Source organism: Maribellus sp. CM-23 (assembly GCF_021354595.1).
GTDB lineage: Bacteria > Bacteroidota > Bacteroidia > Bacteroidales > Prolixibacteraceae > Draconibacterium.
Window position 1 is genome coordinate 1,372,793 of record NZ_JADWYJ010000001.1, and the last position, 20,734, is coordinate 1,393,526.

The window sequence follows — 20,734 nt, forward strand, 5'->3', positions numbered from 1 at the left end:
CCCGTTGGGCGTTATCTTGTGTGGCAAACAAAACTTTATTAATCAACAACTTTAATAGATATGAAAGCAATTATTGCTATTTTCTTAGTACTAGGAATAACGTGTTGTACGTCGAAATCAACTCAGCCGGATCTCAAAGATCAGATTCGAAACAATGAATATTTTGCCTTTACAAAAGCAAAAGCACTCGACATTGTCAAAACGGGTTTTAATGCCGGCGATGGCTATGGCGAAGTGTGGATTCGCGATTACAACACCTTTATTGAGCTTTCTGCGGAAGTTTATCCTCAGGAAACCTTGAAAGAAAACCTGCGTGTTTTTTTCCGTTTGCAGGGAGATGATGGAAACATTATTGACGGGTTTATTCCGAAAGAGAAAGCACAGGCATCGGAAGGTGGTTACGACTATATTTTTACCGACCTGGAGCCGAGCTATGCCGGGCATAAAAATACGGTTGAAACCGATCATGAAACTTCATTGGTACAAGCCGTTTACAAGTATGTGAAGAAAACCGGAGACACCGCGTTCCTGGAGGAGAAAATTGGCGATAAAACGGTAGCCCAACGTCTGGAGTGGTCGATGGATTTTCTGTTGAATGAACGCTGGAGTGATCAGTATGGCCTGATCTACGGAGCGACTACTGCCGATTGGGGAGATGTGCAGCACAGCCATCCTTGGGGTGTTTATATTACAGATGACACGAAATTTTGTCTTGACATTTATGACAATGCGATGTTGGTGATTGCGTTGAACAACCTAATGGAGCTTGTTCCTGAAACGAAGGCGAAGTGGGAACCCATTTGCGATGGAATTGCAAAGAATACGATGAAATACTTGTGGGACGAACAGAATCAAAAGTTCATTCCGCACGTGTATTTGGATGGTTCTCCTTTCCCTGCCGACTTCGATGAAAACCAAATCTACTACCACGGAGGTACCGCTACCGCTATTGAAGCCGGACTGCTGTCGAAAGAGCAAATTAAGGTTTCGCTCAATAAAATGATTGAAAACGTCAAAGCATCCGGAGCTGGTTCAATTGGCTTAACCATGTATCCTCCGTATCCGGAAGGTTCTTTTGAAAATAAAGGCATGTATCCGTATGGTTACCAAAATGGCGGAGACTGGACCTGGTTTGGTGGTCGTATGATTCAGCAATTGATAAACTATGGTTTTGTAGAAGAAGCGTATGAGCAAATGCAGCCCATGGTTAAAAGGGTAAAGGATAACGATGGCTTCTTTGAATGGTACACAGTCGATAATCAACCTGAAGGTTCAGGAACTTTCCGCGGTTCAGCCGGTGTATTGTACAAAGCCATTCAAATGTTTGAGGAATACGCCAAAGAGAAATAATAGGCAAAGGGCATGGGGCAAAGAGCCAAGAGGAAAATGGAAACGGGAACAAGTTAGATCGTGAGATTTAGTCTTGTGTCTAGGTTCTTGTTTCTTGAATCTAAATTGAAAAGATAAAAACAAAATATGAGTACACAGAATTGGAGAAAGACGAGCCAGTATTTGATGCCGGCTCAAAAGGAAGAGGAAAGTGCAGGCGATTATGGCTTGTACCCGGCCCATTCGTTGGGCGAAGGAAAAATACATCTGGGTGTAGAGAGCTTGGTTGAAGAGCTTGAAAAGCATGAAACGATTATAATTGATGGTTACCAAGGCGTGTTTTTCGGAAAACTGAAAGAAAAACTGGATGCGCTGTTCAAGCAAAAAGGGATTAATGTAAACTGGATTGATGTTGCTGAATACTTAAAGCCAGAGGCCGAAATCAATGCACTAATAAAACCATTTCTTGGTGGCGACGATCCGATTTTTGGAAAGCGGGCAACCATTGAACTGATTGATCTTTTTGACACAACACGATGGAGCGAAATTCAAGGTAAAATTGCTTTAGGAAAGAATATAATTTATGGCGTAGGAGCCAGTCTTTTTGGAGTCGAGGGTTTGTTGGTTTACGTTGATCTGCCTAAAAACGAATTGCAATTCCGGGCTCGCGCAAAGGCCATTACCAATATCGGCGCATCGAAGCCGGACGAGATTAAGCCCATGTACAAGCGCTTCTACTTTGTAGATTGGGTGGTGCTGAACAAGCGCAAGCAGGAATTACTTTCGAAGATTGACTTGCTTGTTGACGAACAGCGTTTGGATGAGATTACCTGGTTGAAAGGAGCTGATTTACGACGTGGCTTAAAAGAGATTAGTCAGAATGTATTCCGGGTGCGCCCATGGTTTGAGCCTGGTGCGTGGGGCGGACAATGGCTTGGCGAAAAGGTGAAAGGCTTGAACAAAGATGTGCCAAATTATGCCTGGTCGTTTGAGTTGATTGTTCCTGAAAATGGCTTGGTTTTCGAAAGCTCAGGTCATGTTACAGAAGTGTCGTTCGATACGGTTATGTTTCAGGAGGGTGAGAATGTCTTGGGGCAAGCACATTCTCAGTTTGGGGCCGAATTCCCCATTCGTTTCGACTTTTTGGATACCTTCGACGGAGGAAATTTGTCCATTCAATGTCACCCTCATTTAGACTACATTAAAGAACATTTTGGTGAAAACATGACCCAGGAGGAAACCTACTACATCCTGGATGCAGCACCCGATGCGAAATGTTATCTTGGTTTTCAGGAGGATATTGATCCCAAGGCCTTTGAAGCTGATTTGAAGTACAGTTTTGAGAACAATAAACCCATTGATATTACCCACCACGTACAAGTGTTGGACTCGCACAAACACGATTTATTTTTGATTCCTCCGGGTACTATTCATGGTTCAGGAATTAATAACCTGGTGCTGGAAATTAGCTCAACCCCCTACATTTTTACCTTCAAAATGTATGACTGGCTGCGTTTGGATATGGATGGAAAACCGCGTCCGATCAATATTGAGCGGGGAATGGAAAATGTTTGTTTCGACCGAAAAGGCGATTATGTGACCGAGAAATTGGTGGCAAAACCGACCTTGTTGGAGGAAGGTGCCGGATGGAAGTTGTATCATTTACCAACCCATGAAAAGCATTTGTATGATGTGCATCGCTTCCATTTGACCGGAGAAGTTGAGGTGAAAACCGAAAACCGTTGTCATGTGCTGAGTTTAGTTGAAGGAAGCAGCATTTTGGTAGAGACGGAGAATGGCCTGAAAAAGCGCTTTAACTATGCCGAAACATTTGTGATTCCTGCTGCTGCACGATCCTATAAAATAACTAACGAGGGAGAAGGCGAAGCCTTGGTCGTAAAGGCATTTGTGAAGTAATCTCCAGGAAAGAATACCTAACCCAATTAATGTGAAACATCCAAGACAAAGGTTTCTTGACACAATAAAGAAGGAAGGAAAACGGAGGCCGGACACCGGTCTGAAAATCTGCGTATCCGAAAATCTAAAATCTTGTGTCTTGATTCTTTTGTCTGGATATAATTCTAAACATATGAGACTTTACAAGATTTCAATAATTCTTTTACTCGCAGGGCTGTTATTGAGCTCCTGTAGTTCGAAGCGTAAAGAACTTGCTGATCAAATACTTGCTGATCAAACAATGCAGGAAGTAGACAGCATGGCTCGCCAGCTGATGAAGAATGGGTTTTATGCCGGATCGGGCTACCAAATGGTCTGGTCGCGCGACTTAAACACCTTCATTGAACTATCCTGCGAGGAATACGATCAAGAAGTCATTCGTGAAAACCTGCTGATGTTTTTTCATTTTCAGCAGGCAAACGGGGAATTGCTGGATGGTTATGTTCCCCGCGAAGCTTTTACCTGGGGAGATCCAAATACTTACGAATCGGAAACAGCTCCCGGGCACATCGGTTTTAAGAATACGGTAGAAACGGATCAGGAAACTTCGCTGATTCAGGCTATTTATAAATATGTGGCGAAGACGGGCGACAAGTCGATCCTTGCTGAAGAAGTGGCCGGTAGGCCTGTTTACGAGCGGTTGAAATGGTCGATCAATTACTTGTTGAATGAGAGGTACGCTGCAAAATATGGCCTGATTACCGGTGCTACAACCTTTGATTGGGGAGATGTGCAGGTTGAGGGAGGTGCTGTGGTGGACGTGGATAGCCTGACTCATTGGAGCATTGATGTGTACGATAATGCGATGTTGTCCATTGCTTTGGGTAATCTGGCTGAATTAACGGATGATAACTCGGACAAACAGCGCTGGAAAACGATGCAGGAAGATTTGCTGGTGAATATTCGCAAGTACTTGTGGGATACTGAAAACAGCAAATTCATTCCACATATTTACCTGGATGGTTCTCCTTTCCCGAACGACTTCAACGAAAATGAAATTCATTATCATGGGGGAACAGCAGTTGCCATTGAAGCAGGCGTTTTAACCAAAGATGAAATTGCTGCAGTCCTTAAGCATATGGAGAAAAATGTAGAGCAATCAGGGGCTCCGTCGATCGGCTTAACGCTTTACCCGACTTATCCAAGCGATGTTTTGGGCAAGAATGTATCTGCTCCCTATGAATATCAGAATGGTGGTGATTGGACTTGGTTTGGCGGACGAATGATCCAACAGCTTATTGTGAATGACATGGTCGACGAAGCGTACCAATTGGTACAACCCATGATGAACCGTGTCATTAAAAACAAAGGGTTTTACGAGTGGTATAAAATCGATGGAACTCCGGCAGGTTCTGGCGATTTCAAAGGATCTGCCGGAGTACTTGGAAAATCAATTGAACTATTTAACCAATGGGCAAAAGAAAACAAATAAAACAAAGCTTAAACTACCTGCTTTTACTGTGCTGTTTGGCAGGAACGAAAGCTTATGCCAAAGATCAAAACGTGATTTGGCAAATCGGTGAAAACAACAATAGTTGTGCGAAATTTGCATTGGCCCCCAAGGGCTATCCTGATTACATTGCGAATGACTTTGGCTGGGAAGACAAATATTTCCTGATCGGGACATCAAACGATCAAAAAGACTGGCCATACATCATTCCCGGAACAAGTGATACCTGGGGAGGAACCTGGGGAACATCCGGGTGGCGCTCAAGTACCCTGACCATTCTGTTTGGGCTGGATCAATTGCCTCGCTCCAATGATTGGAAATTGGTGGTTGATCTTTTGGATTGCAATCCGGATGATTTGCCACTGTTCAAAGTGACGGTTAACGGAAAATCATGGAAGTACCGAATTCCGGCAATCAACCCGGCGAGTTCAATCGAAAGCGCCCCAGACAAGTCTTTGGAATATCTGATCGAAATTCCCCTTCTCAAAGGCTTAATTGCAAGCGGGGGAAATGAAATTGCTCTAACTGTCCTTGAAGGATCCTGGCTTCGTTTTGATCAAATCAAACTTGAAGGACCTAAGGGAGTGGAACTGACACAAAACAAGCAGGCCTTTTTGCGAAAAGTGGAACCTGCCGATTATGAAATAGAGCATTACGGGAACAAGATGCAACCACTATTGATTGATGTTGAGCATCTGTCCGGAACACCGGATATGACCGTGATTCTGGATAACGAAGAAGTTTTTGCATCAACTTTGGAAGAAGGACGGTATGTATTTGAAGTGCCAATGCCGGCGGTTCAGCAAGCGCAAAAGAGCAGCTACGAAATTTGGCTTGATGGTGAAAAGCTTCAGGCGGGGAAAGTAATAAGGCAGCCGCAGGAGTTAACTTCACCAGCAGGCTATGTGGATACCAAAATTGGCACTGGCCATTCTCGGTGGATGATTGCTCCGGGCCCCTGGATGCCATTCAGCATGGTGAAATTAAGCCCCGACAACCAGAACGATGGTTGGCAGTCTGGTTATGAACCAACCTTTGAGTCGGTGGCTTGCTTCTCGCACATTCACGAGTGGACCATGGCCGGATTGGGAACCATGCCCACCAATGGCGCACTTCAAACAGAAGTTGGCGATGAAAAAGATGTGGATGGTGGTTACCGTTCGCGAATCGATAAATCAACAGAACAGGCACCTTTGGGCTACTACAAAGTGCATTTAACCGATTATGACATTCAAGCAGAATTGACTGCAACTACCCGTTGTGGTTTTCAGCGCTATACTTTTCCGAAAGGTCGCGATGGATCGCGCGTTTTGATGGATTTGGTGATTCCTTCGGAATACCGGTATGACCTGCTTGAAGCTTCGGTAAAACAAACTGGCGAGAATACAATTGAAGGCTTTAGTCATCAGCTTTCGCCAAATACCTGGAGTGGTGGAATCTCGCAGGAGTACACCATTTACTTTGTTGTGGAGTTTGACCAGCCGATAGCCGGATTTAGCACCTGGACCGAAAATGGCGTGGAAGAAGGAGCTGCAAGCTTAAATGTTCAGGTAGCAAAAGATGCCGGAGTTATTGTTGATTTCGATACTCAAAAAAGGAATGTAATTCAGCTTCGTACAGGAATTTCTTATGTGAGCCTTGAAAATGCAAGAGAGAATCTTCAAACTGAAGTCATTGATCCTTTCGGCTGGGACTTTGAGGCGGTTCGAAAAAATAATGTTGATACCTGGAATGACCTTTTTAGTCGTGTGAAAGTGGGCAGCAACGACAAGCATGAAAAAACACGTTTTTACACCAACATGTATCGTGCTTTGTGCAGCCGCAATACTTTTAGCGATGTGAATGGCGAGTGGCGGGATGCCGGGGAAGAAATCCGAAAAATGGAAGATCCGTCGTCTCCGGCTTTGGGCTGCGATGCTTTTTGGAATACCTTCTGGAACCTGAATCAGTTTTGGAATCTGGTAACGCCGGAATGGAGCAACCGCTGGGTAAAATCGCAGTTGGCCATGTATGATGCCAACGGTTGGCTGGCCAAGGGACCGGCCGGAATGGAATATATTCCGGTGATGGTGGCCGAGCATGAGATTCCGCTGATTGTTGGTGCTTACCAAATGGGGATTCGCGATTACGATGTGGAAAAGGCTTTCGAGGCCGTGAAAAAGATGCAAACAACCCCTGCGCAGGAAGTCGGAGGAGGTTTTGCAGGTAATCGCGACTTGGTTACTTATTTGGAGCATGGTTATGTACCCTATGACCAAGGGCGTTTTTCCAATTCGCTGGAGTATGCTTTTGACGATTGGACAGTTGGGCAGTTTGCAAAAGCTTTAGGCAAGCAAGACGATTATCAAACATTCTCAAAACGCGGAGCTTACTGGCAAAATGTGATCGATACAGAAACCGGCTTTGCCCGGATGAAAGATGCTAAAGGGGAGTGGTTTCCCGATTTTGATCCGTACAAGTCTGGGGCGAATCACCACTATGTGGAAGGAAATGCCTGGCAGTTAACCTATTTCGTACCGCAGGATGTGCCGGCATTAACAGAAGCCATTGGGAAAGACCGTTTTATAGAACGGCTGGATTGGGGATTTACTGAAAGCTATAAAACACGTTTCAATGGCTTAAACGACCAATACTGGAACTACCCGGTTATGCAGGGAAATCAGCAGTCGATGCACTTTGCCTTTCTTTTTAACTGGGTGCAGCAGCCTTGGTTAACCCAAAAGTGGAGCCGCTCCATTTTGGACCGCTACTATGGTTATGGCATTTCCAATGCGTATTTGGGTGATGAGGATCAAGGGCAAATGAGTGCATGGTTTATCATGGTATCCATTGGTCTGTTCCAAATGGATGGTGGTTGCCGGGTTGATCCGGTTTATGAAATTGGAAGCCCCTTGTTTGAAAAAGTAGAAATTGATTTGGGAGAACGCTTTGGACGTGGGGAGAAATTTACGATTGAAGCCAAGAATGCTTCCCGCCGGAATAGATATGTCCAATCGGCTAAGTTGAACGGTAAGGAATTGAACGATTTTAAGTTTCCGGCCAGCGAATTGTTAAAGGGCGGAAAACTTGAACTGGAAATGGGACCACACCCCAATAAGAATTGGGGAAAATAATTCAATTTTTGTAGCTTGTGAACGGAAATATAACTTGAACCAATAAACAAAAACAAATGATCAAAAAAAGTTTTTTCTCATTCATCGTGTGTGTGTTTATCAGTCAGCTGACTTTGGTGGCACAAACCGACTATTTAAATGAATCCACCGCAGACTACCAGGCTAGAATGAAGTGGTTTACGGATGCCAAATACGGCATGTTTATCCACTTTGGGCTGTACAGCCAGTTAGGTGGTGTTTGGGATGGAAAAGAGGTGGACGGTTACGCCGAATGGATCCAGTCGAAGGCCGACATTCCTGCGCAGGAATACGCAGTACTGATCTCCACCTTCAACCCAAAAGATTTCAATGCCGATTTTATTGCTGAAACCGCCCAAAAAGCGGGGATGAAATACATTGTGATCACGACAAAGCACCACGAAGGATTTTGCCTGTGGGACAGCCAGTATACCAACTTCGATGTGGCCAGCACTCCTTTTGCAGGGCGTGATATTTTGGCTGAATTAAGTGCAGCCTGTAAAAAATACGGGCTGAAATTCGGGACCTATTACAGCATTATCGACTGGCATCATACTTCGCAGGAACGAAACATTGACGGCAAGGATGGTTCGCGCTGGGGGAACATTCGGATGAAGTCGGGGAAAAAGCCGGAATACATCGCCTACATGAAAAACCAGGTGAAAGAGCTCATTGAAAATTACGACACCGACATGCTTTGGTTTGACGGCGACTGGGTTTACTGGTGGGACATGACATCCGGAGAAGACCTGTACCAGTATATCCGTGAATTAAAACCGGAGATCCTGATCAACAACCGCGTGGCTAAACGCAGCCTCTTCAAAAAAGATTTTGGAACACCGGAACAGGAACATCCCGGACAGGCACTCGGACACGAATGGGAAGCCTGCTATACCATGAACCACTCGTGGGGTTACAAAGCCAGTGACACCGACTGGAAAGATGCCGAAACGGTTTACAACAAGCTAAAAGATATCAACTCAAAAGGAGGCAACCTTTTGCTGAATATTGGCCCCGATGGAAATGGAAATGTTCCTGAAGAGTCGGTAAAAATACTTTTGGAAGTTGGCAAGATGCTTAACAAATAGTACACAATAAAGAAGCGGTGATGCTCTCACCGCTTCTCCCTGAAAGACAAACAACTAATGACCTCTCAAACTTTGTCTTAAATGTTTTCAATCAACCACTTAAGTTCGTATTCCTACTGCAAAGTTGTAGTTGGGCTTACGAACAAAGCTGATTGTTTGTTACGGGCTGATTCTATTTTAACACATTTTAAGCGCTCTTTCCTCACCCGGGCGGCGAGAAGATTTATCTCCCCTCCTAATCATCCGTCAGTTGGCAGATGACATCTCCCCTGAATTTTAAAAAAGTATAGATAAAAAGCCCCGTCAAATTATTGGATTAAAGTGTTGCAAAAACTTTTTCCAGCAGTTTTTTAGTAGCAATTACACCGTCTCTTTCCGAAAGTTCAGAACCTTCGAACTCAACGCCTACAAAACCTTTGTAACCTGCATCATCAACTATTTTCATCAGGCGGTAGTAATCCATGTTGGCCTCGTCTCCTTCGGCATTAAACACATTCGACTTGGCACTCACACCTTTGGCATACGGCATCAACTGCTCCATTCCCTTGTAACGGTCGTAGCTTTCGCCGGTGTTCCAATCGAGGGTAAAATTCCCAAAATCGGGTAAGGTCCCTACCCTTTTGTGATCCACCATTTTCATTACACCCGACAACCAGTCTCCGTTACTGGATAATCCGCCGTGGTTTTCAACAATCACATTTATTTTTTTCGTATCGCCGTACTCGCAAAGCATGTGCAACCCGTCAGCAGCCAGTTTTTGCTGTTCTTCGAATGTTCCCCGGCTACCGGCATTCACCCGTATGGCATGGCATCCTAAAAACGCTGCGGCATCGATCCATTTCTTGTGGTTCTCAACGGTTTTCTCCCGCTCGCTTTTCTCCGGATGGCCAACCATTCCTTCACCATCACACATGATAAGCACATTGCTTACACCTTCATTTTTAGTGATCTTCTTTAACTCTGCCAGGTATTTCTCGTCTTTTGCTTTGTCTTTGAAAAACTGATTGACATACTCTACGCCTTCCATTCCTAACTCCCGGGTTACCCTTGGGAAGTCAAGATTACTCATTTCGCCGGCAAAAATAGCCTTGTGAAATGACCACTCAGCCAAAGATATCCGGTAACGTGATTTTGCCCCCAGCACACTTGCCATAGCAGGAGTAGCAAGTACTGTAGCACCTACAAAAGCAGCAGAGGTGCGAATAAAATTTCTACGATTAATATGCATAACTCTTTGATTAAATTAATAATTCATGTTTTACGAAGATATCCGAAAATGGAAATCTTTTATATTCTGAAAAAGATTTTCTTTTTATACAAATAATAGCACAAGCCCCACTCCAATGTAAGAATTGACAAGGAAGTAAGCAAGTTTACAACAAATTCGGGTGTGCTAAACCAGTTCAAAACACCCTGTGTGAAAATGGCCACAAATCCGTTAAACCACTGGTGACCAACCGTATTAAAAAACATGTAGATAAAGATTGGATTCATCCCTACAACTACAAACGGGAATATCCAGCCATTGTGTTTTCGGATATCCACCAGCCAGTAACTAAAGGCAAGGAACAATAAGGCCCATCCGCCCGAAGCCAACACAAACGACGAGGTACTGATGCGTTTGATAATGGGTGTTATCGCTGTCCAATCGAGCAAATATCCGGATAACAAAAAGACTCCTCCCATCAAAGTAAGTAGTTTCAGTTTTGCCTTACTTGTTCTATCCGATCGCAACATTTGCCCGGCCACCACTCCCCAGATGGTATGCGCCGCTGTAGGAATACAGTTGATTGTCACCCAGCCGCCTCCGTTGTTGATCTTTCCCATCAAAACCATGTCCATCCAGCTTCCAAAATTATGATCCTTGACAAAGGGCTGATTGTATCCTTCAAGCGGAAAAGTGCGGTACAGAAGTTCGGTTAGCAGCAACAAAGCAATTGAAACCGCCACTTGAGTGGTCCATTTATAACGCATCAAAAAATAAGCGATCAAAATAGTAACCGACAACTGTGAAAGTACATTCCACAACTCCCAAACCAGTTTGCGGCTGTAAACACAATGCAAGCCAACTCCCAAAGCCAGTAAAATTACCGACCGCTGTACGATGTGTTTGGTTATTTGACTTTTTGAAGCGCCGTGTTTCAATCGCTTTTCATACGAAAAAGGCATGGCCACTCCTACAATAAACATGAAAAACGGCTGGACCAAATCCCAGAAATGCAAGCCGTTCCACGAATGGTGATGAAACTGCCGGAAGAACGGCTCTAAAAATGTACCGGCCACAGGTTCGCGTACCAGTACCGACCACAAGCCAGTACCTTCGGCAACCAGCAGAAACATTGTCAATCCGCGAAATAAATCAAGCGACAATAAACGTTCGGTCTGGAAAGATGAAACGGTCTTAGTTCCCATTTTCAGGTTTTCGTTGGTAAGGAAGTAAAAATAGTAAATAAGAAGCAACAAAAACACAGGACTGCAAGCTTTCAGAATTTTCGTTCAAACACATCTGAAAAGCCTGTTTTTCAGGATGCGGAACACCCTGCAATAAAAAAGGAGAGAAAAACTCTCTCCTTACTTATACATATTTGTAGCGTTTTATATTCTTTTTGGGAGTCTTCTCAAACTCTACGTCCACCAGTTCAATCGCACTTATTTGCTCATAACGGGGCAATTCGGCATTGGTTCTTTTACGGTTCCCTTCCATAATTTCGGGTAACGCTTCCTTGTTTACCTGGTCGGCCTGCATGGTTTCAAAATCGGGGTAAACCAGTGCCACCAGTTTTCCTTTTCTGTCAACCACCACGCACTCGGCAACATAACTCTGATTCCCAAGTTTTGCTTCAATTTCTTCCGGGTAAATATTCTGCCCCGAAGCTCCCAAAATCATGTTTTTCGAGCGCCCCCGAATAAAAATAAAATTGTTCTGGTCGATGATCCCCAAATCTCCCGTTCTCAGCCAGCCATCATCAGTAAAAGAAGCCTTTGTTTCTTCTTCGTTTTTAAAATAGCCCAGCATTACGTTCTCGCCTTTCACCTGGATCTCTCCCACTACGTTGTAAGGGTCTTCCGAATCGATTCTCACCTCCATGCGATCTACCAGTGCTCCGGCAGATCCCGATTTCGTTTTATTCCAGGCAGCATAACTGATTAGCGGTCCGCACTCGGTCATACCGTAACCAACCGTAAACGGAAATTTTATTCGTTTGAAGAATTTCTCCACTTCGGCATTCAAAGGTGCTCCGCCAATAACGATCTCAAAAAATCGTCCTCCGAATGTCTCAAGCATTTTTTTCCGGATCTTTTTCAAAATCAGCGCTGAGATGCCCGGAATATTTAAAAGAATCTTCATGACCGGTTTATCCAGTGCCGGCTGAATTTTCTTCTTGTATATTTTCTCAATAATCAGCGGAACCGAAAGGATCAGGTGTGGCTGAACGTCGCCAAAAGCCTTTGTAATAACCGCCGGGGTAGGCATCTTACTTAAAAATGAGATATGGCAGCCCAGTGTTACCGGGAAAAGAAATTCAAACAACAAACCGTACACATGCGCCATCGGTAAAAATGATACAATCCGGTCTCCCGGCTGAAGCGGCATGTTTTCACGCGCATAAATCAGATTTGAATGTAAACTCCGTGCAGGAATCATTACACCTTTCGTAAACCCTGAAGTACCCGAGGTATAGGAAATCATACACAAGTCCTCGCCTTTCCAGTCAGAAAAATGAAAAGACGATTTGCTGACAGTATTCTCCTTGTAATACTGAAAACCATCGGCCAGTTTATAGGCCAGGTTCTCGTCCCTGCCAACATGCAGGCTGAAATCGTCCAACACCACCACTCCTTTTAAATGAGCAGAATACGCCAGATCGATCTTGTCCAGTTGCAAGCGTGAGCTAAAAACCAGTTTCGACTCCGAGTGATTTATGATGTGATTGGTATCGTTCTCGTTAAAATCGGGGAGTATCGGAACAATAACCAGCCCCGAAGATAAAGCGGAAAGAAAAACAGCTCCCCAATTGGATGAATTTCGCCCCAACAGCGCGATTTTATCTCCGGGCTGCAATCCGGCCAGTTGGTAAAACAAATGCAACGATTTAATAGTAGTACCAACTTGTTTAAACGTATAGGTTGCTCCGTCGTAGTCAGAAAAAACCGGGCTGTCCCAGTTTTTTGAAAAAGCTTCATTATAAAGCTGTGCCAGGTTCTGATTTTTCATTTTTATCCACAATTAACCGGGAATAAAGTAAGTATATTAAAATAATGCCCTTAAAATTTCCCTTTTTGAGTTTGGCTAAAATACTCAATTCTAGGAAAAAAACACTTACCCCCCAATAAAAGCTTATTTCGAAAGAAAATAAGATCCACTCAGGGCACCACTCCAAAGTATCCAATGGAGGTCAGCGCATAATAAAGCAGACTTTTCGGGAAATACAGCAACGACAAAACCGGACAAGCTAAATAGCAGGGGTATAAACAAAAAAAGCCGATCCCGTCGGATCGGCTAATCTCAGCACCTTGTTCTGCTTTATTTTTTGTTTAACTATTCTCGATGTTTTAAGGGACAGTGAAGGACAGTTTCTAAAGTGTATTCAAATAGTTGATTGGGATCAGACAGACGATCCTAAAGCTTCCGAACAAGGCTAAATAATGTGGGAGGGTAATATCTTTGTTATTAATCTGTCAGAAAATAAAGAACTCTATTAAAAACGAAACAATATTAGAAAAAAGGATTTTTAGTTTTTTCGCTGATGAATATCCGGTAGGATTTAATGGATAAGCGGTAGACTCCAATTTTTAAATGGTATTTCCCGGTCTCCCCTTATTCAATGATTGGGAGTATCAACGTAATACGTGCTCCCGGGTTTTCTTCCCCGGGATACAGTTCCTCAGATTGTATTCCCGCCTGAACTTTGTATTTATCCCCCAGGAGCTTCACCCTTTTCTGAGTTAAAGACGATGAGATGTTTAAACTGTTTTTCGACTGCGAATAAGCCCTTGATTTGGCAAAGCCGATGCCGTTGTCTTCCACCAGTATCCGGATGCTTTTTTCACTCAGGTACTCAAAAACGACCTTTATAAAACCCTTCGTCGGCAGGGTGGAAATTCCGTGCCATATGGCATTTTCCACAAACGGCTGTACAATCATGGAGGGAATGTTGTAATCGTCACTCTCAAGTTTTTCATCTATTTCGATGGAATACCCGAACCTGTGATCCATTCTGAACTGCTCCAATTCAATATAGTTTCGCAGCCTTTCCACCTCATCATCCAGCAAAACCGAATTCGATTTAATTGAATTCATGGTTTGCCTGATTAGTCTTGCAAACTGAGAAAGATAACTTCCCGCCTCCTCCGGTTTATTCTCCAAAAGGAATTTCTGGATTGATCCCAGCGAGTTGAAAATAAAATGCGGGTTCATCATCGACTGAAGCGCCCGGTGCTCAATGGTAGCCAACTGGTAATCTTTTTCGCGGGCCTTGATCTGTTGCAGATAATACCTGCGCACTACCAAAAATCCCAGAAGAAATAAAAACAGGAATACAATAATCTTTGTAATTGACCTCTGCCACAGCGTTGGTACCACTTTTATCGGAAGCTCAATTGCCTCGCTGTAGTCTTCCATGTTTTTCCTCGACCTGAGCTTGAAAGTATAATTTCCGGGGTCCAGGTTTAGGTACACCACCTGTGTCTCGGTGCCTGTAATCCAATCGTCGTTTACCCCTTCCAGCATGTAGGCAAAGTTGGAAGGTATCGACGAAAAATTAAGGCTTGAAAACTCGATATTCAGCCGATTCTTATTTTTGTAGGATACAACTCCCCGGGTGATATCAATTTCTTTATCATCGAGTAAAACCCGCACAAAATAAGGTTTGGTAGGCTGGTATCTTGTGTTTACACACTCTTTTACCGGAATAACGGTCATTCCGTCGTCCGAGCCCACAAACAATTTGTCGTCTTTACAAAATATATCGTTGATGTTGTGAAATTCGTTTCCCAAACGGTTTAGCTCCACTTTCTCCCCATCAATCACTTTAAGCGGGTTATTGATGAAATAAATGGTTTTTTCGGTGAAGAAGAACAAGGTACTGTCGTAATAAGCCATGTCCCGAATCCTGAAGTCAACCTGGTCTTGCAAATCAGCTAATACATTGTAGAATTCCTTTCCGTGTTGCAGGTACATATCATTCCCAATCAGGTTGAAGATTTCATTCTCCGGATCAAGAATTAAGTGCGCTGCGATAAACCTGCCATCAAAGCGGTTGTATATATTTTGTTTATGGATAAAACCGTTTTCGTCGATTAGAAAATTAGATGCCGCACTAACTACCAGCTGTTGGTTGTTGTTTACCAACACATTGCTGATCCTTCCTTCTTTTAAGCTCCAGTGTGCCGACGAATCATTGTCAATATCCAAGGCAATAACATAATCATTATCAAAAGAGTAGATGACATGTTTATTTTTATCGACAACCGAATTCCTCGCCAAAAAATTGGACGTTAGAACATCTTTAAAATAAATTTTCTTCTCCTGTTCATTAAAAGTCGGCTCCTTCAGCGTATACAAATGGGTCATTCGTCCATGTGCCAACAGTACGTCGTTAGACAGATGATGTAACTTGTTCAGGTTTAAATCAGGAAACAATTTGTCGCTTTTGTATATATCGCTCCCTTTCAAAAAAAAGATCCTCTCTCCGTTGGTTGCCCAAACCCCTTCGGGAGTAGAACTGGAGAAAGCCGTGATCCCCTCACCATCAAAACTTGCAGTCCCTAAAAACGAATACCTTACAATATCCCGGTTGATTTTGTACAACCCTTTGTTCGAACCGGTCCAGATGTTGTTTTCGTTGTCCAGCACAAGATTCTGTGGTGTCTCAATGTTAAGATACAATACCTGCTCTTTTCCCCGGTAACAGTATACGCCTTTGTCAAATACCGAAACCCAGATCAGGCCCTCATTGTCCACCAGAATATCATTCACAATCCTGCTCTCAACATTCAGAAAACTTCTTTCGACCAATTTATTATTTCGGAACAAGCTAATGTTACCCCCCTGATCAACCGACAAAACCTCGTGATCATTTTTTGAGAATGCCCGAGCCTGCGACATGGGCAGTTCAATATACTCTGAAACCTCGTTGAGATTTTCCATTTCGTAATTACCGGAAGACGACCAGATGTAAAAGTGTCCGTCAGAAGTTTCATTCATGTACAGATTGTTAACCGGACTATTTTCCATCCGGCTTAAATCAAAAAAGTCAATGTATTTCAGATCCTTAACAACACTTACCTCCAGATTTACATTGTAAAAATAGAGGGTTGAATCGGCGGTCTGAAGAAAATCATGGTACATAAAATTGGTTCGGACATCTTTCAAAAAAGGGTCGGTTTCTCCGTTGTGAATCTTATTTTGGTCATAAAAATTGACTGAGCCGTCAAGGTTCAGAAACCACAAGCGCCCTTCGATGTCTTCCTTGATGCGGATCACCATGTTGTAACTTAGGCCGTCATCTTCGGTAAATACCAAAAAATTATGCCCGTCGTAACGAATAACTCCCTTGTCGGTACCAAACCACATAAATCCGCGGCTGTCCTTTTCCACACAGTAAACCTTACTGGTAGGAAGTCCGTCGGTTACCGAGTAGTTGGTTACAAAAGGATTTTCGCAAAAGGATTCGTTGATTTGGAGGAAGAAAAGAAGTAGTATGACCAGGTAGCTCCGCACTAATCAACTGATTTTGAGAAATGACCAACCGCTTCTTTGAACTCAATGGCTCTTCTCCTCGATATGGCCAGCTTTGTATTATCATCCAAAATGGCATAAGCCCCCTGGTAACTTGAAAATCCCTTCAGGTAATTCATGTTGATGATCGTGGATTTGTGGATCCGGAAAAAAACATCGGGATCCAGTATCTTCTCAAACTCACCCAACGACTTGCTTGAAACGATTTTCTCCAACCCGGAAATATGAATAATACAATAATTGGCGTCTGCTTCGAGGTATTTTATTTTTTCGGCTTCAATAATCTGAAAACCAAATTTTTCTACCACTGTAATTTTCTTCGGAAACTCCACTCCTCCGCTGGTTTGTTCTGCCAGATTTTCGAGCGACTCTCCATAGGTTTGCTGCACCTGCATATTCTGGCGGCGCAAATCAAGATGCGAAGTAGCTTTTGCCACGGCCTCTTTTAGCTCCATCGGATCGATGGGCTTTAGCAAGTAATCGATGGCGTTTGCCTTGATCGCCCGCAAGGCATATTCCTCATAGGCAGTGGTGAAAATGATGGCATAATTCTCTTTCGGGATGGTTGAAAGAAACTCAAAGCCATTTTCTCCGGGCATCGAGATATCCAGAAAAATCAGGTGAACATCATGTTTCTTCAGTAATTCGCGACCGACAGACCCCGATCCTGCGGCTCCGCAAATAGTAATTTCAGGGCAATAACGTCCAACCAGTAGTTGAAGAGCTTGCTGAACATTAATTTCGTCGTCGATTATTATGGCGTTGTATGATGTCATTTCCCAACAAATATAGAATTAATCACAGAAAACCGGGCACATATGAATCAACGGTATGAAACGCCTGATAAACGTAGCCTTTCAGTGAATAAACGGTTAAAACTGTCATTCAAAAAAGTGAACAATTTCACGCTGTCCCTTACCTAAGTTTAGCCAATAAAAAAGCCGTTCCACTTATGAAACGGCTGTATGAATTTTACCCAGGTATCTCTTACCTTTTTCGAAGAAAGATATCTCCGCTTACGGTCTCGAGATCGACTTCTGTTGATCCTCCATTTAATGAAAGCTGGTGTTTTGTTCCAACCCACTGTGTTCGCTCCGGAGTTTTTCCATCGAACTCTACATTGGAATACACTTCACCGGTTACCGTTGACAAATCGATTTTCATCCGGTGCGTTTCCGGAATTGTATAGTCGATAAACCCGGAGATGGAATGAACTTTCATCGCTCCTTTGCAACCAATCAGTTCCACTTCGCCCGAAATCGTTTTCAGGCTAAATTTTAATTGCTCCGGCACCTTGAGGGAATAATGCACATCTGAATTAAAATTGTTCAGCTTGCGTTCTCCTCTTTCTTTCTTGATCCCCTCAAAATCAATGTTCTCCTTTAGTTTCAACTTCTGACCACCTTTTTCAATATCAAGATTGTAAAAATCGTTGTACTGATTATCATCGATATTAACCTCCACATGAAGCTCAATATAGTCCTTGTCCCATGCCTCAAGAACAATGTCCCGGGCAAAACTGAATTCCATAAAAGTCTCTTTGTTGTCCACTTCGATCTTCTCATTGATCACTTTCTGCGCAAGAACACCCGATACGGAACTCAGAATAAATAACGCTGATAGAATAAGTGTTTTCATGGCTCTCCTACTTTTTCCTCAGGTAAATATTTCCGGAAATTGATTTGAGTAATAACTTCTGGCCGCCGCCATTCAGGGTGTACTCGGTATTGTTCCTGTGTTTGATTTCATCCAATCCTACCGAACGATTGTCTTTTTCGTTTTCAGATGCATTCACCAGGTCAAGATTGTTGTACACATCTCCGGTAATATTTGAAACCTGGATATTTGCCTTGGTAGCTGCGGGCAAAGTTATATCCACCAAACCACTGACGGTAGCCAGAGAAGTTGGTTGCTCCTGGTTCAGACCATTAAACTCAGCTTCAATGCTTCCGCTTACTGAGCTTACCGTAAGTGGACCGGTGCAATTAGTTAGCGTTACGTTCGACGACAATGTTTTTATCTCCAGGCTTCCGCTATAAGAATCCACTTTCAGGTTATTTTTGGCAAACGGACTGTGATAATCGATGCTCAGTTTAATTCCCTGCGGAACAGAAATGGTATAAGCGTATTCTTTCACCTTTTTAGTGGTACCGACAATCTTTACCACACCATCTGCTTCGCTAACATTCAATCCCAAGCCAGTATTGTCCTCCATGGCTCCGAGCAGTTGCAGCCCTTCGGCTCTTTCCGGTTTTTCAAAAGCGATGTCTGAAGTTATCACGATCGCATTTCCGGTATTATTCTTTACGTTGATCTCTCCCAACAAGTCGGCAATCAGAATCCGGCTTTTAACCTTGGGCGTGTATTCGTATTTGCTTTCCTGGCTCAATAGTGCGAGAGGAAATGCAAGTACGGTCAATAAAATTGTGAATCGTTTCATTTTGTTGAAATTTAATGTTCTTTACTTTTTATGAAGGAAACCGCGTGAGCCGGCATTACACACTGCTTCCTTATATGATTGTTTTCATCATATCCTGTGCAAAATCTTTTACGTTCGGATCAGTACCTGCCTGATTCTTTATGAACTCAATATTGTCTTTGGCTTCGTTTACCCCCGATTCTGTCAACACCTGGATCAGAGAAATCTGAACAAGTGGATTATCCTGAACCAGCAAGGATTGTACAAGCCCCGATTTTACCTCTTGATTGTCGCTGACCATTCCCGACAAAACGTTCAAAGCCGCCAGTCGTACATTTATATTTTTATCGCTGTTAAGCGTGTACATCAGGGCATCGACCAAATCAGCGTTTTTGTTGCTGTACTCGGCAGCCGAATATACTGCCTCAATTTTTTGCGGCCCCGAATAATCTTTCAACCCGGCCAGCACCACCTGCTGTTTGAGGCTCTGAACTTCGGCTGCCAGCTGTACGTTCTGCCCGTTTCCCGAACCTGAAAAATAACCCGCAGCAAATGTTCCCAATGCAAGTACCACAACAGCAGCCACTTTTATCCATGATGGAAGGATGATCATTCTCCCTTTTTGAGAAGAAGTCTGCTCATTGAACATCATCATAAATTCTTCCTTCATTCCTGACGGCGGTTCAATCTCCGGCAAAGAGTCGGTGAATTTCAGGAACGAATTCAGATCATTGAATACTTCCCTGCAGGAGGCACAACTTTTCAGGTGCAGTTCCATCTTTGCAACGGTAACTGCATCCAGTTTTCCATCGATCAACTCCGGAATATTTAATTTTACTTCTTCGCACTTCATGATTACTCAATTAAAATTTTTGAATAAATCTCTTTCAATTTTTGTATTGCCCTGAAAGTTTTCACCTTCACGGCATTTTCGTTGGATGAAATGGTGCCCGCAATTTCTTTGTAGGAGAATCCCTGGAAACGGTTTAATTCGATCAGTTCGCGATCGCCGGGCTGCAACTGCCCCATCGCTTCAATCAAAATATCGTACGATTCTTTGATTTCCATTTCCTTCCCCGAATCGTTACTATCTTTAATTACCAACTCGCGGTCTTCTTCCACTGCAAAGAACTTTTTAGAGCCGCGGTAATAGTCCACCAGTTCGTTTCGGGCAATCCGGAACAGCCAGTAAGCAAATACTTTGTCCGGCTTCCAGCTGTGACTGTATTTCAAAATCTTCAAAAAAACATTTTGGGTGAGGTCGCGGCTTACATCCGAATCTTTTGTCATCCGCACAAAATACCCAAACACTTTTTTGTAGTTTCTGTCGTACAGTATGCCGGCAGCCATCTTTTTCCCGCTGGCAAGCTGCTCCATCAACCTTTCATCGTTCAGTGTTTCTATCATTAATTTTCAATCGAAAATGCCTGAAATTTCAAGCAACTAATAACAATACCTCAATTTAGACGATTCGTTACACAGCCAATAAATATTTTTGAAATTTTTTATCCCTCTATTTCAACAGCCCTACTTTATGGAGCGCTATTCTACTGCATACCAAACAGCTGATCATCAAGAACATTTCCATGAGCACTCTGTTCTTCTCTTATAAAAAACACT

14 protein-coding genes are annotated in these 20,734 nt (G+C 43.3%); 5 read left to right on the forward strand and 9 right to left on the reverse strand.

Annotated features, from left to right (window positions below):
* The first annotated feature begins 60 nt into the window (after positions 1 to 60).
* The 5 genes from INQ51_RS05440 to INQ51_RS05460 all read left to right on the forward strand — a co-directional run bounded on the left by INQ51_RS05440 (position 61) and on the right by INQ51_RS05460 (position 8,954).
* Complete coding sequence (locus tag INQ51_RS05440; RefSeq protein ID WP_233376864.1) at positions 61 to 1,350, forward strand: GH36-type glycosyl hydrolase domain-containing protein; 1,290 nt, start codon at positions 61 to 63, stop codon at positions 1,348 to 1,350.
* Between the two features lie 126 nt (positions 1,351 to 1,476).
* Positions 1,477 to 3,246 (forward strand): class I mannose-6-phosphate isomerase, encoded by a 1,770-nt coding sequence (locus tag INQ51_RS05445; protein ID WP_233376865.1) that lies wholly within the window; start codon positions 1,477 to 1,479, stop codon positions 3,244 to 3,246.
* 280 nt (positions 3,247 to 3,526) lie between these two features.
* Positions 3,527 to 4,717 carry a GH36-type glycosyl hydrolase domain-containing protein gene (locus INQ51_RS05450; RefSeq protein ID WP_233376866.1) on the forward strand — a complete coding sequence of 397 codons (1,191 nt, stop codon included), beginning with the start codon at positions 3,527 to 3,529 and terminating at the stop codon, positions 4,715 to 4,717.
* On the forward strand, positions 4,696 to 7,848 hold the full coding sequence (locus INQ51_RS05455) for a GH92 family glycosyl hydrolase (protein WP_233376867.1): 3,153 nt from the start codon (positions 4,696 to 4,698) through the stop codon (positions 7,846 to 7,848). Before INQ51_RS05450 ends, INQ51_RS05455 begins: the two co-directional genes overlap by 22 nt.
* Before the next feature lie 56 nt (positions 7,849 to 7,904).
* On the forward strand, positions 7,905 to 8,954 hold the full coding sequence (locus INQ51_RS05460; RefSeq protein ID WP_233376868.1) for an alpha-L-fucosidase: 1,050 nt from the start codon (positions 7,905 to 7,907) through the stop codon (positions 8,952 to 8,954).
* Between the two features lie 316 nt (positions 8,955 to 9,270).
* On the opposite strand, the gene INQ51_RS05465 is transcribed toward INQ51_RS05460, so the two are convergent.
* The 9 genes from INQ51_RS05465 to INQ51_RS05505 form a co-directional block, all read right to left on the reverse strand.
* Positions 9,271 to 10,182, reverse strand: a complete 912-nt coding sequence (locus INQ51_RS05465; RefSeq protein WP_233376869.1) for a sugar phosphate isomerase/epimerase family protein — start codon at positions 10,180 to 10,182, stop codon at positions 9,271 to 9,273.
* Positions 10,183 to 10,241: 59 nt separating this feature from the next.
* Positions 10,242 to 11,366 (reverse strand): acyltransferase family protein, encoded by a 1,125-nt coding sequence (locus tag INQ51_RS05470; RefSeq protein WP_233376870.1) that lies wholly within the window; start codon positions 11,364 to 11,366, stop codon positions 10,242 to 10,244.
* A 163-nt stretch (positions 11,367 to 11,529) separates the two neighbouring features.
* Complete coding sequence (locus INQ51_RS05475) at positions 11,530 to 13,170, reverse strand: AMP-binding protein (RefSeq protein ID WP_233376871.1); 1,641 nt, start codon at positions 13,168 to 13,170, stop codon at positions 11,530 to 11,532.
* A gap of 603 nt (positions 13,171 to 13,773) precedes the next feature.
* Positions 13,774 to 16,677: a histidine kinase gene (locus tag INQ51_RS22615; protein WP_233376872.1), complete on the reverse strand. Its 2,904-nt coding sequence runs from the start codon at positions 16,675 to 16,677 to the stop codon at positions 13,774 to 13,776.
* The gene (locus INQ51_RS05485) at positions 16,677 to 17,471 is read right to left on the reverse strand and encodes a LytR/AlgR family response regulator transcription factor (protein ID WP_233376873.1); all 795 of its coding nucleotides are present in this window, start codon (positions 17,469 to 17,471) and stop codon (positions 16,677 to 16,679) included. The genes INQ51_RS22615 and INQ51_RS05485 overlap by 1 nt, the downstream gene beginning before the upstream one ends.
* A gap of 211 nt (positions 17,472 to 17,682) precedes the next feature.
* Positions 17,683 to 18,333 carry a DUF4097 family beta strand repeat-containing protein gene (locus tag INQ51_RS05490; protein WP_233376874.1) on the reverse strand — a complete coding sequence of 217 codons (651 nt, stop codon included), beginning with the start codon at positions 18,331 to 18,333 and terminating at the stop codon, positions 17,683 to 17,685.
* Between the two features lie 7 nt (positions 18,334 to 18,340).
* Positions 18,341 to 19,135, reverse strand: coding sequence for a DUF4097 family beta strand repeat-containing protein (locus INQ51_RS05495; protein ID WP_233376875.1), 795 nt, complete (start codon positions 19,133 to 19,135; stop codon positions 18,341 to 18,343).
* A gap of 70 nt (positions 19,136 to 19,205) precedes the next feature.
* Positions 19,206 to 19,967, reverse strand: coding sequence for a zf-HC2 domain-containing protein (locus tag INQ51_RS05500; protein WP_233376876.1), 762 nt, complete (start codon positions 19,965 to 19,967; stop codon positions 19,206 to 19,208).
* Between the two features lie 2 nt (positions 19,968 to 19,969).
* Complete coding sequence (locus tag INQ51_RS05505) at positions 19,970 to 20,521, reverse strand: RNA polymerase sigma factor (RefSeq protein WP_233376877.1); 552 nt, start codon at positions 20,519 to 20,521, stop codon at positions 19,970 to 19,972.
* Between the last annotated feature and the right edge of the window lie 213 nt (positions 20,522 to 20,734).

Excerpts from the sequence above, each read along its gene's own strand:
- INQ51_RS05440 (WP_233376864.1), top strand. The coding sequence starts at position 61 with ATGAAAGCAATTATTGCTATTTTCTTAGTACTAGGAATAACGTGTTGT.
- INQ51_RS05490 (WP_233376874.1), bottom strand. The coding sequence starts at position 18,333 with ATGAAAACACTTATTCTATCAGCGTTATTTATTCTGAGTTCCGTATCG.
- INQ51_RS05470 (WP_233376870.1), bottom strand. The coding sequence starts at position 11,366 with ATGGGAACTAAGACCGTTTCATCTTTCCAGACCGAACGTTTATTGTCG.
- INQ51_RS05505 (WP_233376877.1), bottom strand. The coding sequence starts at position 20,521 with ATGATAGAAACACTGAACGATGAAAGGTTGATGGAGCAGCTTGCCAGC.
- INQ51_RS05465 (WP_233376869.1), bottom strand. The coding sequence starts at position 10,182 with ATGCATATTAATCGTAGAAATTTTATTCGCACCTCTGCTGCTTTTGTA.
- INQ51_RS05485 (WP_233376873.1), bottom strand. The coding sequence starts at position 17,471 with ATGACATCATACAACGCCATAATAATCGACGACGAAATTAATGTTCAG.
- INQ51_RS05500 (WP_233376876.1), bottom strand. The coding sequence starts at position 19,967 with ATGAAGTGCGAAGAAGTAAAATTAAATATTCCGGAGTTGATCGATGGA.
- INQ51_RS05495 (WP_233376875.1), bottom strand. The coding sequence starts at position 19,135 with ATGAAACGATTCACAATTTTATTGACCGTACTTGCATTTCCTCTCGCA.
- INQ51_RS05450 (WP_233376866.1), top strand. The coding sequence starts at position 3,527 with ATGCAGGAAGTAGACAGCATGGCTCGCCAGCTGATGAAGAATGGGTTT.
- INQ51_RS05455 (WP_233376867.1), top strand. The coding sequence starts at position 4,696 with ATGGGCAAAAGAAAACAAATAAAACAAAGCTTAAACTACCTGCTTTTA.
- INQ51_RS05475 (WP_233376871.1), bottom strand. The coding sequence starts at position 13,170 with ATGAAAAATCAGAACCTGGCACAGCTTTATAATGAAGCTTTTTCAAAA.
- INQ51_RS05445 (WP_233376865.1), top strand. The coding sequence starts at position 1,477 with ATGAGTACACAGAATTGGAGAAAGACGAGCCAGTATTTGATGCCGGCT.
- INQ51_RS05460 (WP_233376868.1), top strand. The coding sequence starts at position 7,905 with ATGATCAAAAAAAGTTTTTTCTCATTCATCGTGTGTGTGTTTATCAGT.